Source organism: Streptomyces sp. TRM49041, from assembly GCF_008271805.1.
GTDB lineage: Bacteria > Actinomycetota > Actinomycetes > Streptomycetales > Streptomycetaceae > Streptomyces.
Genome location: NZ_VSRY01000158.1, coordinates 147662 through 158562, shown reverse-complemented (window position 1 = coordinate 158562; position 10901 = coordinate 147662). Strand labels below are relative to the sequence as shown.

Below are 10901 nucleotides of genomic sequence, written 5' to 3'. Positions count from 1 at the left end.
GAGGAGAAGCGTCATGGGCAGCCGGAGCAGATCACCGGTGGCGGCCGGTCCCCAGGAGATCTTCACCGATCTGCGAGAGGTGGCGGACCGGGTACGGGAGGAACTGGCGAGGGAGATACCGGAGTCGGCGTTCGAACCGCCCGCCGAGGAGGCGCCCGCGGAGCAGATCTCCCGGTTCGCCGAGCAGGAGCGGGCCCGGGTCCTCGAAGCGGGGGCGCGCGGCCTGGAGAAGCTGGCGGCGGGCCGCGACGACGAGATCGGCGACGACGAGTCGTTCGGCTTGGAGGCCATCGTCCTGCTGGAGGGCCGCCCGGCCCTCCTCGTGCAGGACTCCGACTTCCCGCCGCAGGAGGGCGACTGGGCGGTGCTGAACGGGCAGCGGGCCGCGATCCGCGAGTCCCTCGCGCGGGTGGGCCGGGTCGACGTGTCGGGCCATGTCAGCCTCGACTGGGTGGGTACCGCCTTCCTGGTCGGCCGGGACGTCGTCATGACGAACCGTCACGTCGCGGTGGAGTTCGCCAGGGGCGACGGCGCGGGGTGGACGTTCCAGCCCGGTCTCGGCGCCGCGATGGACCTGTCCCGGGAGTACGGCGCGCTGCCGGGTGCGGGTGGCCTCACGTATGCGGTGACGGAAGTCGTCGGTGTCCACCAAGGGGTCGACATGGCGCTGCTGCGGGTGGCCCCTGCGCCGGGCGGGCAGCCGCTGCCGACTCCGCTGGCCGTGGCGGCGGACGCCCCGGCGGACCTGCCGGGCCACCCGGTGTACGTGGTGGGGCACCCGGCGTGGGACGGGCGGCGGAACGAACCGGAGTCGATGCGCCGGATCTTCATGGACATCTACAACGTGAAGCGGCTCCAGCCGGGCACCGCGAACCAGCTGCTCCCGGACCGGATGGTGATGACGCACGACTGCTCGACGCTGGGCGGCAACAGCGGCTCTCCGGTCTTCGACCTCACGGACCACCGGGTCCTCGGGCTGCACTTCGGCGGGCGGTACGGCTTCGGCAACTACGCGGTGCCGCTCTGGTCGATGCCGGACGATCCGCTGGTGCGGCGTGCGGAGCTCAACTTCGTGTGAGGGGCGGGCCGGGACGCGTGGAAGGGAGGAAACCGGCGGGCGCGCCCCCGCCGGATTCCTCCCCCACGTATCCCTTGGCTCCTACTCGCTCACTCCGGTGGCGACGGGCCCGCCGACGGCGGCCCCGCTGACCGGCGTGGCGACGGCCCTGGGTTCCAGGACGCGCTCGGCGAGGTGACCGAAGAGCAGTCCGAAGGCGGCCCAGAGCACAGCCTGGATGCCGAGGGCGGCGAGCCGGAACTCCCACAGCACGGTGGCCGGGAAGTCCTTCGGCGTCTCGCTGACCGACGGCAGGAACGCCATCGCGACGGCGACCACCGCCACGAAGGCCGCCCCGGCGGCGACGGACGCGTTCCAGTCGCCCAGTCGGGCGGCGAGCCGCCGGCCGAGCAGGATCGCGCCGACACCCAGCAGCACGCTGAGGGCGATCATCAGGAAGTACAGGGTGGTGCGCTGGTCGAGGCTGCCCGGGTCGCTCGTCGCGGGCGGGTTCGCCGGGTACTTGAGGAACGGCACGAGTGACACGGTGACGAAACCGGCGCCCGCCACGAGGGCGGCGGTCGCGCGGGCCCGGAAGCGGCCGACGCGGCCGAGCGCGAAGCAGTACGCCAGCGCCGCGATGCCGCCGAGGGCGGTGGCGAAGACCAGCACGCCGGTCGCCAGGCCCACGGTCGACTGCTGGGCGCGGCTGAACAGTTCCTCTTCCGCGTCGTGGGCGTGGCCCCCGGCGGCCGAGGCGGCCTGCGCGGACTCGTAGTCGATGGCGGCGTCCACGGACGGGATGCCGATGAAGTACGCCACGACGGAGGCGAGCAGACCCGCCCCGATCCCGGCGAGCATGCCACGCACCAGGAGGGTGCGCACGGTTGTGGAGTTCATATGACCTCTGTCCCCTGTCCGGGCCGGATCAGTGGCAGGGGAAGCCGAGCAGGTGCCGGCCGTCGTGCACCCACTCGTGCACTGCCTCGCCGGCGAAGACCGAGAGGGAGCCCTGCTCGGTGCCGACGAAGTAGAGCAGGACGAGCATCAGGGTGCCGAAGAAGACGGCCCACGGCAGGACCGCCCGGACGGGCAGCGGGGAGACGGCGGGGGACGCCGACGGGGAGAGAGGGGCGGAAGCGACGGCGGTGTCGGCCATTGCGAGACCTCCTTGGGAACACGCGTCCCACTTGGTGGAGCACTCGACGACGGCGCCTGGGTCTGACTCACCGCGTCTCCTGTCCGCGGTACACAGTGGCGCGACCGTGCCGGATTTGCACCGGGCTTCCATCACACCGTCGTCCTGTCGTCAAGAAGGTAGCGCTAAGAACGCTTTCCGCCAAGGTGGCGTAAGTCGCACCACGGGGGCTCGTAGGATCGCGGACCATGACGGTACGGCTCACACTGCTGGCCGCGGCGGTGGCTCCGGGCGCGGCGGTCCGCTTCGGCGACGCGGCCCTGCCGGACGGGCGGGCGCTGGCGAGGGCGAGTTCCCTGGCCCTTCCCCCGGCCACCCGGTACCGCACCGCCCCGTCGCCCCGCTGCCGTGCGACGGCGGCGGCGCTGGGCCTGGACGCCGAGGTCGACGATGCCCTGCGCGGTCTCGGCATGGGCGCCTGGGAGGGCCGTACGCCCGACGAGGTCGCCGCCACCGACCCGGACGCCCTGGCCGCCTGGACCACCGACCCGGACGCCGCCCCGCCCGACGGCGAGTCGGTCACCGCGCTCTGCGCCCGCGCCGCCGGCTGGCTCGCGGAGCTGCCGGACGGCCGCACCCTGGCCGTGGCAGACCAGGCGTTCGTACGCGCGGCGGTCGTCCACGCCTTGGGCGCCGCCCCGGCCACGTTCTGGCGCATCGACGCCGAGCCCCTGTCGGTGACCCTCCTGACGGCGCGGGCGGGCCGCTGGAGGCTGCGCCTGACTTGAGGCGGCCCGCGCCCGCCCCGGGACGTCGTGACGGCGCCCCGGAGCATGGCTCCGGGGCGCCGTGGGGTGAGATGGCCGTGGCGGTGGCGCGCTCAGGTCACCGGCCGTTCGCGCGGGCGGACTTCGCCGCCCGGGCGCGGCGGGCGAGGGCGAGGCCGGTCGCGCAGACCGCTGCCACGGCTGTCGCGGCCGCCACCACGACGGGGACGGACGTTCCGCCGTCCCGGGCGGCGCTGTCCGCGACCGGTGGGGACGCCGCGGCGGAGCCGGAGCCGGAATCGGTGCCCGGGCCGGTGCCGGAGTCCGCGGGTCCCGTCGCGGGTGCCGAGGTCCCCGGCCCGGCCGGCTCCGGTGATGCACCGGAGCCGGTGGGGCCCGCGCCGGCGGACGGGGACGCGGGGGTGCCCGGGGACACTGTGATGTCGCCCTCGGCACGGCCCAGGGCCGGGTGGCCCACCTCCACGGTGACCTTCCAGCGGCCTGGAGGGAGCGCCTCCGCCGTCGTGTAGCCGGCCGGTGTGCCGGGGGCGCGGACCAGTCTCCAGGGGCCCAGGGCCGTACCCCCGTCGCCGCTGACGGCGTTCACCGTGGCGGCGACCCGCTCGTCGACGGGGTCACCGTCGTCCGCCCAGGTCACCGTGGCCGCCACATGGCCGAACGACTGTCCCGTGATGTCGACCTGCAGGCCGCCGCCGTGGGCGTGCGCGCCGCCGGGGGCGGCCAGCCACAGGACCGGTCCGGCGAGGACGGCGGCCAGGGCCGCGCGCAGCGCCGGGCGTCGGACGGACGGGACATCGCGGACGCGACGTGCTGTGCGGGTCACGGCTTCTGGACCGTCCACGCCTGCGCGGCGCCGCCCGAGGCGTGCTGCAGCTCGATGAGCCACGAGCCGTAGTACGGACGGTTGCTGACGCCCAGCACGTACCGGCTGTCGCCTGCGGTCACCGTCACACTGCTGCCGCTCCGGCTGATCCGCCACCGCTGGGACTCGACCGAGCGGCAGGGCTGCTGCCCGACCCACATGCCGGGCTCCGCCCTGCCCCCCGGCTGGAGGCACTTGCCGGAGACCGCGGACCGGATCCGGGTGTAGCCGTTGCCCGCGTCGTCGAAGTACCACTGCTGCTGGGCGTATCCGTTGCGCTGCGACCCGACGAGGACGGTGCCGTCGGCGGTGCGGCCGCCCCAGACCTCGGCGGCGTTGCCGGTGGCGCCGTTGGCGAGCAGGTAGCGCGTGCCGGGCGTGGGGGTGGCCCCGCCGTTCCCGCCCGTCGTGCGGAAGGAGGTCGCGCGGCCCACGCGGCTGTCGCGGCCGGCGGTGTCCCGTACGGAGACGGCGACCGAGTAGGCGGTGCCGGGCCTCAGGTTGTAGACGCGGGCGCTGGTGCCCTGGATCCAGCCGATGGGCTTGCCGTTGAGGTACAGCTGGTACCAGGCGGCGTTGGCGGCCGCGCGCCAGCTGACGACGGCGGAGTCCTGGGCGATCTGGCCGACGGTGACGTCGGGGCCGATGCCGCTGCCACCTGTGGGGCTGGGCGTCGGGGTGGGCGTGGGCCGCGGGTCCGGGTCCGGATTCGGGCTGTTGCCCTTGTGACCCATGAGGAACTGGTTGTTGGCGATGTTCCAGTGTGTGGCGAGGTAACTGCCCCGCTTGGGGTTGGTGTGGAAGTAGTCGTCGTGGTTGCAGTCCAGCCGGTTCTCGTAGCCGCGGTCGGCGCAGACGGTGCGCATCTTCGGGTAGTACGGGCTGTCCGTGTAGCACATGACGTCCCACTCGTCGGTGCAGTGGGCGCCGCGGCTGGTGTTCGGGGCGCTGTTGTTGACCGCTCCGAGGTTGTGGCCGAGCTCGTGGGCGGCGGTGTGGCCGCCCCAGCAGCCGGAGTCCGTACGGCCGTAGGACGGGCCGAAGTTGCTGAGGTTGTTCTGGCCGGGCCGCTCGTCGCCGGCGAAGGTACCGATGCCGCAGTACACCTGCGTGTCCGCGAAGATCATGTACTTGCGGTCGCGGCGGTTGAGGCCCTTCCCGGCGAGCGCGCGGTTGGTGGCGCTGAACTCGGCCAGGGCGGAGGCCGGGACCTCGATGTTGAGCACGGTGGGCGTGCAGTCGGCGGCCGTCACGTAGCGGATGTGCCGTACGCCGCCGGTGTCCTTGGCGCTCTCGGAGTAGATCAGGTCCGCGTCGGCGGCCCACTTGCGGAAGGACGGCAGGTACTGGGCGTACCGGTCGCGGCCGGGGGCGTGGACGTACACGACCTGGACGCGGTTGCCGGTGGTGCCGTCGCCTTCGCACTGCACGGTCTGCCCGGCGGGGCCGTTGGCGGCGGCGGTGCGGGTGCCGGATGTGGAGGCGGCGGCGGGCGGCGCGGCGCTCGGGGCCGCCGCGTCGAGGGCGGGTGCCTGCGCGGCCTGTCCTGCGGCCGGGGCCTCTTCCGACTCGGTGGACGGCGCCTTGGTGGGGTCCTCGGCGGGGACGGCGGCCTTGACGGCCGGCGGGGTGTCCTTCTTGATGTCGACACCGGGCGGCGGGGCGTCGGGGCCGTGCGTGCAGTGGCCGCCGGTCGTGCGGTAGACGCCCTCGCAGTCGTCGTCCTCGGGGGCCGGCTTGAGGCCCTTGTACACGAGGCCCTTGCCGGGATCGCCCTTCGGGGCCTTGGTGATGGGCTCCGGCTTCTTGTCGCGGGCGGGCTCGGCCGCCGGTTCGGGCGCCACGCTCGGCGAGGCCGCCGCGGGCTGGGCGAGCGCCTGCGGGCCGTTCCCATCCGCGGTCGCCTCAGCCGCCCCGTACACCCCCTGGTACGCCAGTCCGCCGACGGTCGCCATGACGGCCACCGCGGCGGTCGCGAGTATCAGTCGGCGCGGCTTCCGGCTGTGCGTCTTCTTCATTCTTCGACGTCCGGACACGTTTGTGCACCTCTCCTTGGTCCTTGGTCAGAGGACGGTGCGCGGAAGCCTGCCAGATGGAATGAGCGGAGAATTCCGGCAAACCGAGACCAGAGGAACGAGTCCGTTCCGTTACCGGACGTGTCAAATTGACGAACATTCAATTTGCCTACAGAGCAAGGGAGTTACGCGCATAGCTGGCGCATGGTCCAGCCCCGCCCAAGGATGTCGTTACTCAATCGAGATGTACGTGCGGGCTATTTGAAAAATTGTCAGCGGAATTACTCACCCGTCGAAATGCAGCGACTACAGCCCGTGGAGGAAGTGGTTCAGCTTTGCACTACAAGTCCGAAGAGTTCGGCGGCGTTGCGCCACAGGACGCGCTCCAGCTCCTCTGGGGTGAAGCGGGCGTCGCGGATCACGCCGAGCGAGACACAGGGGTCGATGAGGGTGGCGTCGGAGCCGAACAGGATGCGCTCGACGGGGACGCCGGCCTCCCGGGCGTACGCGATGCGGCCCGCGTCGGTGGCGGTACGGCAGTGCTCCAGGTACAGCCGGTCGCAGGCGGCCGCGGCGTGCGCCGCCTCGCGCCAGGACTCGCCGCCCGCGTGCCCCATGATGACGCTCAAGCCTGGCCTGGCGTCCACGAGTTCGGGCAGCAGGGCGACCTCGGGGCCCCAGGTGTGCAGAAGGAGCGGTACGCCCGCCTCGGCGACCAGGTCGAAGGCGGCGGCCATCTCGCGGGAGCCGGGCAGCCGGCCCGGATAGTGGGTATGGATCTTCGCTCCGACGAACCGGCCGGTGTCGAGGCAGCGTCGCAGGTCGGCGGCGCTCTCGTCGATGCGGTTCGGGTTGACGACGGCATAGCCGTGCAGGCGGGGCCGGGTGGCGAGCGCCTTGTACAGGGCGGCGTTGCCCGCGACGGCGTCGTACACGACGGCCTCGGAGGCGGAGACGAGCTGGATGTCGATGCCGTACCGGTCCATCTGGCGAAGGTTGTTCTCGACATCACCCGCCGTCAGATGGAACTGCCAGCGGCCCACATGGGCGTGCACATCGATGATCGGCATCAGACGAGCAGCTCCTCGACGTTCCTGGTGGCGATCGCGTCCCGGTCGTCGGCCGTGATGCCCGCGTAGCGCAGCTTCAGCGTCTGGGGGGAGATGTCCATGAAGGGTGTGCGGGAGCCGAAGACGAGATGGCGGGCGCCGACGGACTCGACGACGCGTTCGATGGAGTCGGGGCCGGAGAGCATGCGGGTGGTGGCCCTGAAGCCGGGTTCGTCGCGGGCGAGGAGGAGGAAGTCGGCGAGGAGGTAGGCGTGCAGGTCCAGGAAGACGACATCGGCTCCGTGACCGGTGAGGGGCGGGCCGAAGCGGCGCGGGTCGCCGTCGTGGAGGAGCACCATGCCGCGCTCCACGGCCAGCCGCACGGTCCTTCGGTAGCCGGGGAAGTCGGGCTCGGCGGCCTGGTCGACGGTGAACAGCCGAAGGAACCGCACCTCGGCGGCGGCGAGTTCGTCGAGGCGGGCCTCGGCGGTGAGCGCGTCGCGCACGTCGACGGTACCGACGGGACGGAGCTCGGGACAGCCGGCGAGGTCGCGCACCGTCTCGGCGTTCCCGCCGGCGTCGTCGAAGAGCGGCCCGCGCGTGGAGAGCGCGAGCGCCCCGGCGACGGGCGAGGCGGCGAGGTGCGCCCGCACCTCGGCGAGGCCGCTGTCGCGGTGGTGCCGGGGCCAGGGCCCGTACAACACGTCGACGTCCCAGCCGACGCGCTCCTCGGGGGTGGGCTCCAGCCATGCGTAGGACCCGCTCACGCGGCAGCCGCCCCTCGCCCGGCGGCGCGCCGCCGTCCCCCGACAGGTCCGGACCGGCGTGGAGCGGACATTCCGGGGAACCCTGCCCGTCGCGACATCGGGGACAGTCCTCTCGTCAGCGGGTATTTGTGGCCTGGGCCGAAACTAGAACGGCGGTGAGGGGGCGTCAATCACGCCGGGCGGGACGGGGCGGCGTGGCGCGGAGCGTCGGGCGTGCGCGAGAACCGGGCGTACGCGGGACCGCGCGGAGGTTCCGGCCCACTCTCTGTGGAGGCAGCCAGGCTGGGAAGGTCATGCCCTGGGCGTACGGCCCCGGCACCATCGTGATCGACGGCCGTATCGCCGTCCCCGATCCGACCGGCCGGGTGGCGGCCCGCTTCGGGCCGGGGCGGTGCCGGCGGCCGTCTTACCGACACGCCTTGGATCATCCTGGTCGTCAGTCTTCGGTGGGCTGCTGGAGCATGGCCAGGGTCAGGACGTCGCCGCCGATGCCCCAACCGCCGTCGACGACCTCCTCGACCAGGACCATGGTGTTGGCCCTGGCGCGCTCGCCGTAGATCTCGACGTACAGCTCGGTGGTACGGGTGACGATCGTCTCCTTCTGCTTCTCGTCGAGGCTTCCGGCAGGGACCTTGAAGTTCGCGAACGGCATGGTGGTTCTCTTTTCGACACGTGGTTACGGGAAGCTGCCTGCGGTGGGCGGGCCGGGGTCCGGGGGCGGAGCGGCCCGGTGCCGACACCGTGCACCGGGCCGCGGTCGTCAGATGATGCCGCCGTTGGCACGGATGACCTGGCCGTTGACCCAGTGGCCGGCCGGGGAGGCGAGGAAGGCGACGACTTCGGCGATGTCGGCGGGGGTCCCGAGGCGCTCCAGCGGGGGCTGGGCGGCCAGCCGGGCGATGGTCTGTTCGTCCTTGCCCTCGAAGAACAGATCGGTGGCGGTGGGGCCGGGGGCCACGGCGTTGACGGTGATGTCCCGGCCGCGCAGCTCCCGCGCGAGGATCAGCGTGAGTGCTTCGACGGCGCCCTTGCCGGCGCTGTAGGCGCCGTAGCCGGGGAAGGCCAGACCCACCACGGACGAGGAGAAGGTGACGACCGCGCCACCGTCGCGGAGCCTCCGCGCCGCCTGCTGGGCGACGACGAAGGTCCCGCGGATATTGGTGCGGTGGAGCGCGTCCAGCTCCGCCAGGTCCAGTTCGGCGATGGGCGCCAGCAAGGCCCGGCCGGCCGCCTGGACGACGACGTCGACGCCCCCGAACTCGGCCTCCGCGGTGGTGAACAGTGCGGAGATCTGCTGCTCGTCGGCGGCGTCCGCCCGGACGGCGATCGCCCTGCCGCCGCCGGCGGCTACGTCCTTGACGACGGCCTCCGCGAGTTCGCGGTTGGCCGCGTAACCGATCAGGACCGCGAACCGGTCGGCCGCGAGCCGGCGCACCGTCTCGCGGCCGATCCCGCGGGAGCCGCCCGTGACGATGGCGACGCGGGGCCGGTCGGCGCGGGGATCGGACGTGGCGTAGCGGTCCGCGGATTCCTGGACAGACATGAACACTCCTGCGAGAGGTGCCAGAGGGCGATGCCACGACCGCTTGATCATGGCTGGGGGCGCCGGTGCGGTGCCCCGCTCGTGGCTCCAGAGTGGTTCGGGGTGCCCGCCTCAGCCAGGGCTGTGGCCACCCAGGGGTTGCCGTCCCCTGGCTCGCGCCCGCCGGTGCGCGCGACGATAGGAGACGTGAACCATTCCGCACTCGCTGCGTTCCTCAAGTCCCGGCGCGACCGGATACGCCCGTCCGACGTCGGCCTGCCCACCGGCCCGCGGCGCCGGGTGCCCGGTCTGCGGCGCGAGGAGGTCGCCCACCTGGCCGGGCTGTCCGCGGACTACTACACCGAGCTGGAACGCGGACGCGGCGCCCGGCCCTCGGCACAGGTCCTGGCCGCGCTGGCCCGGGCGCTGCGGCTGAACGGCGACGAGCGCGACCATCTGTTCCACCTCGCCGACCGGCCGGTCCCCCCGGCGGCGCACGGCCCGGCCGCGCATGTCCAGCCCGGACTTCTCGGCCTGCTGGACCAGCTCTCCACCACCCCTGCCCAGGTCATCACCGACCTGCACGAAACCCTCGTCCAGAACCCGTTGGCCGCCGCGCTCGTCGGCCGGCCCCCGGCGCTGCGCGGTCCCCGGGCGAGCTTCGTCCACCGCTGGTTCACCGAGCCCGAGGCCCGGACCCTCTATCCGCCCGAGGACCACCCCCACCACTCCCGGGTCTTCGTCGCCGACCTCCAGGCAGTCGCCGCCCGACGCGGCAGCGACATGGAGGTGAGCCGGATGGTGGCCGTGCTGCGCGCACACAGCCGGGAGTTCGCCACCCTCTGGGACACCCACGATGTCGCCCTCCGGCGAACCGACCACAAACGCATCGTCCATCCCGCCCTGGGCGTCATCGAGCTGGACTGCAACAGCCTGTTCAGCGAGGACGGACGCCAGCGCCTGCTGTGGTTCAGCGCCCCGCCCGGCACCGAGGGCGCGGCCCGGCTGAGCCTGCTCTCTGTCGTCGGCACGCAAGACATGACGGCCTCGACGCCCGCATGAAGAGCACGGAAGGGCGACTGGCCCGCCGACCGGCTTCGCCCACATCGACGCGATGACAGGCGGGTCGCGGCCCGGACAGCTCCTGGTGTGCACCCGCCGGCGCCCCGCCACGGCACTGCATGGCGTACGAGATGGCACTTCGTACGGGCGGCGGGCGCGGCGGCGGCGAGCGCCGGGCGTGTGCGGGCCGGTCGGCCTGTGGGTCAGGTGCCGCCTGCCTGGCTGCCCCTGCTGCCGGCGAAGAGACTGTCGGCCAGCTCGTGGTCCAGGGACTGGCGGACCTTGTCCGTCAGGGTGCCCTGGGTGGCGTCGGTGACTACCTCCATGACGCAGCGCGCCTCGTGCGCGGCCTTGGCGGTGTTCGCCCCGGCACGCTGGGCGACCCGGTCGAAGAACTCGCGGTTGCTCATGTGCACCCCGGTCGTCGGCTGGTCCGGGGCGGTGGCCACCCGGCGCAGGTTCTCCCCGACCTCTCTGGGCAGCTGCGCGGCGAGCTTGTCCGCGAGACCGGCCGGTACGCGCTCGGCGAGCGTCTCCAGCGTGGCCCTGGTCGCGGTCTCGGCCGCGCCCCGGCTGTCGAGGTGGGCGCGGTGCTGGACCTGTCCGATGAACGTGTCGTGGTCCATGACGTCTCCTGTACG

At 73.0% G+C, this 10901-nt stretch carries 12 protein-coding genes and 1 riboswitch; of the genes, 3 read left to right on the top strand and 9 right to left on the bottom strand.

Annotated elements, in window-relative coordinates; translation table 11 throughout:
* Positions 1 to 13: 13 nt before the first annotated feature.
* Entirely contained in the window at positions 14 to 1078 is a 1065-nt protein-coding gene (locus FVS66_RS26395) for a serine protease (protein ID WP_149183725.1), read from the top strand.
* An 81-nt stretch (positions 1079 to 1159) separates the two neighbouring features.
* Here the strand turns inward: FVS66_RS26395 and FVS66_RS26390 are convergent, their stop codons facing one another.
* Both FVS66_RS26390 and FVS66_RS26385 read right to left on the bottom strand, forming a co-directional pair.
* Complete coding sequence (locus FVS66_RS26390) at positions 1160 to 1957, bottom strand: CbtA family protein (RefSeq protein ID WP_149183724.1); 798 nt, start codon at positions 1955 to 1957, stop codon at positions 1160 to 1162.
* Positions 1958 to 1985: 28 nt separating this feature from the next.
* A complete protein-coding gene (locus FVS66_RS26385) occupies positions 1986 to 2216 on the bottom strand; it encodes a CbtB-domain containing protein (RefSeq protein WP_149183723.1) in 231 nt (76 codons plus the stop codon).
* 4 nt (positions 2217 to 2220) lie between these two features.
* A riboswitch (adenosylcobalamin (AdoCbl) riboswitch) is annotated at positions 2221 to 2374 on the bottom strand.
* Between the two features lie 69 nt (positions 2375 to 2443).
* On the opposite strand from FVS66_RS26385, the gene FVS66_RS26380 reads away from it, so the two are divergent.
* On the top strand, positions 2444 to 2983 hold the full coding sequence (locus FVS66_RS26380) for a histidine phosphatase family protein (RefSeq protein ID WP_149183722.1): 540 nt from the start codon (positions 2444 to 2446) through the stop codon (positions 2981 to 2983).
* A gap of 97 nt (positions 2984 to 3080) precedes the next feature.
* On the opposite strand, the gene FVS66_RS26375 is transcribed toward FVS66_RS26380, so the two are convergent.
* From FVS66_RS26375 to FVS66_RS26350, 6 genes are all read right to left on the bottom strand, one after another.
* Positions 3081 to 3806 (bottom strand): hypothetical protein, encoded by a 726-nt coding sequence (locus FVS66_RS26375; RefSeq protein WP_149183721.1) that lies wholly within the window; start codon positions 3804 to 3806, stop codon positions 3081 to 3083.
* Complete coding sequence (locus FVS66_RS26370) at positions 3803 to 5863, bottom strand: RICIN domain-containing protein (RefSeq protein ID WP_262387220.1); 2061 nt, start codon at positions 5861 to 5863, stop codon at positions 3803 to 3805. The genes FVS66_RS26375 and FVS66_RS26370 overlap by 4 nt, the downstream gene beginning before the upstream one ends.
* A 326-nt stretch (positions 5864 to 6189) precedes the next feature.
* Positions 6190 to 6930, bottom strand: coding sequence for an amidohydrolase family protein (locus FVS66_RS26365; protein ID WP_149183720.1), 741 nt, complete (start codon positions 6928 to 6930; stop codon positions 6190 to 6192).
* Complete coding sequence (locus FVS66_RS26360) at positions 6930 to 7676, bottom strand: hypothetical protein (protein ID WP_149183719.1); 747 nt, start codon at positions 7674 to 7676, stop codon at positions 6930 to 6932. Before FVS66_RS26360 ends, FVS66_RS26365 begins: the two co-directional genes overlap by 1 nt.
* 436 nt (positions 7677 to 8112) lie before the next feature.
* Positions 8113 to 8328, bottom strand: coding sequence for a 4-oxalocrotonate tautomerase family protein (locus FVS66_RS26355; protein ID WP_149183718.1), 216 nt, complete (start codon positions 8326 to 8328; stop codon positions 8113 to 8115).
* A gap of 108 nt (positions 8329 to 8436) precedes the next feature.
* Positions 8437 to 9219: an SDR family oxidoreductase gene (locus FVS66_RS26350; RefSeq protein WP_149183717.1), complete on the bottom strand. Its 783-nt coding sequence runs from the start codon at positions 9217 to 9219 to the stop codon at positions 8437 to 8439.
* A 186-nt stretch (positions 9220 to 9405) separates the two neighbouring features.
* Between FVS66_RS26350 and FVS66_RS26345 the strand changes: the two genes are divergently transcribed.
* Positions 9406 to 10260 carry a helix-turn-helix transcriptional regulator gene (locus tag FVS66_RS26345; protein WP_187645703.1) on the top strand — a complete coding sequence of 285 codons (855 nt, stop codon included), beginning with the start codon at positions 9406 to 9408 and terminating at the stop codon, positions 10258 to 10260.
* A gap of 203 nt (positions 10261 to 10463) precedes the next feature.
* On the opposite strand, the gene FVS66_RS26340 is transcribed toward FVS66_RS26345, so the two are convergent.
* Positions 10464 to 10886: a DUF2267 domain-containing protein gene (locus FVS66_RS26340; protein WP_149183715.1), complete on the bottom strand. Its 423-nt coding sequence runs from the start codon at positions 10884 to 10886 to the stop codon at positions 10464 to 10466.
* Between the last annotated feature and the right edge of the window lie 15 nt (positions 10887 to 10901).

What these genes read in the sequence shown, in the direction of transcription:
- FVS66_RS26395 (WP_149183725.1), top strand. Translation starts at nt 14, where the DNA reads ATGGGCAGCCGGAGCAGATCACCGGTGGCGGCCGGTCCCCAGGAGATC.
- FVS66_RS26390 (WP_149183724.1), bottom strand. Translation starts at nt 1,957, where the DNA reads ATGAACTCCACAACCGTGCGCACCCTCCTGGTGCGTGGCATGCTCGCC.
- FVS66_RS26385 (WP_149183723.1), bottom strand. Translation starts at nt 2,216, where the DNA reads ATGGCCGACACCGCCGTCGCTTCCGCCCCTCTCTCCCCGTCGGCGTCC.
- FVS66_RS26380 (WP_149183722.1), top strand. Translation starts at nt 2,444, where the DNA reads ATGACGGTACGGCTCACACTGCTGGCCGCGGCGGTGGCTCCGGGCGCG.
- FVS66_RS26370 (WP_262387220.1), bottom strand. Translation starts at nt 5,863, where the DNA reads ATGAAGAAGACGCACAGCCGGAAGCCGCGCCGACTGATACTCGCGACC.
- FVS66_RS26365 (WP_149183720.1), bottom strand. Translation starts at nt 6,930, where the DNA reads ATGCCGATCATCGATGTGCACGCCCATGTGGGCCGCTGGCAGTTCCAT.
- FVS66_RS26355 (WP_149183718.1), bottom strand. Translation starts at nt 8,328, where the DNA reads ATGCCGTTCGCGAACTTCAAGGTCCCTGCCGGAAGCCTCGACGAGAAG.
- FVS66_RS26350 (WP_149183717.1), bottom strand. Translation starts at nt 9,219, where the DNA reads ATGTCTGTCCAGGAATCCGCGGACCGCTACGCCACGTCCGATCCCCGC.
- FVS66_RS26340 (WP_149183715.1), bottom strand. Translation starts at nt 10,886, where the DNA reads ATGGACCACGACACGTTCATCGGACAGGTCCAGCACCGCGCCCACCTC.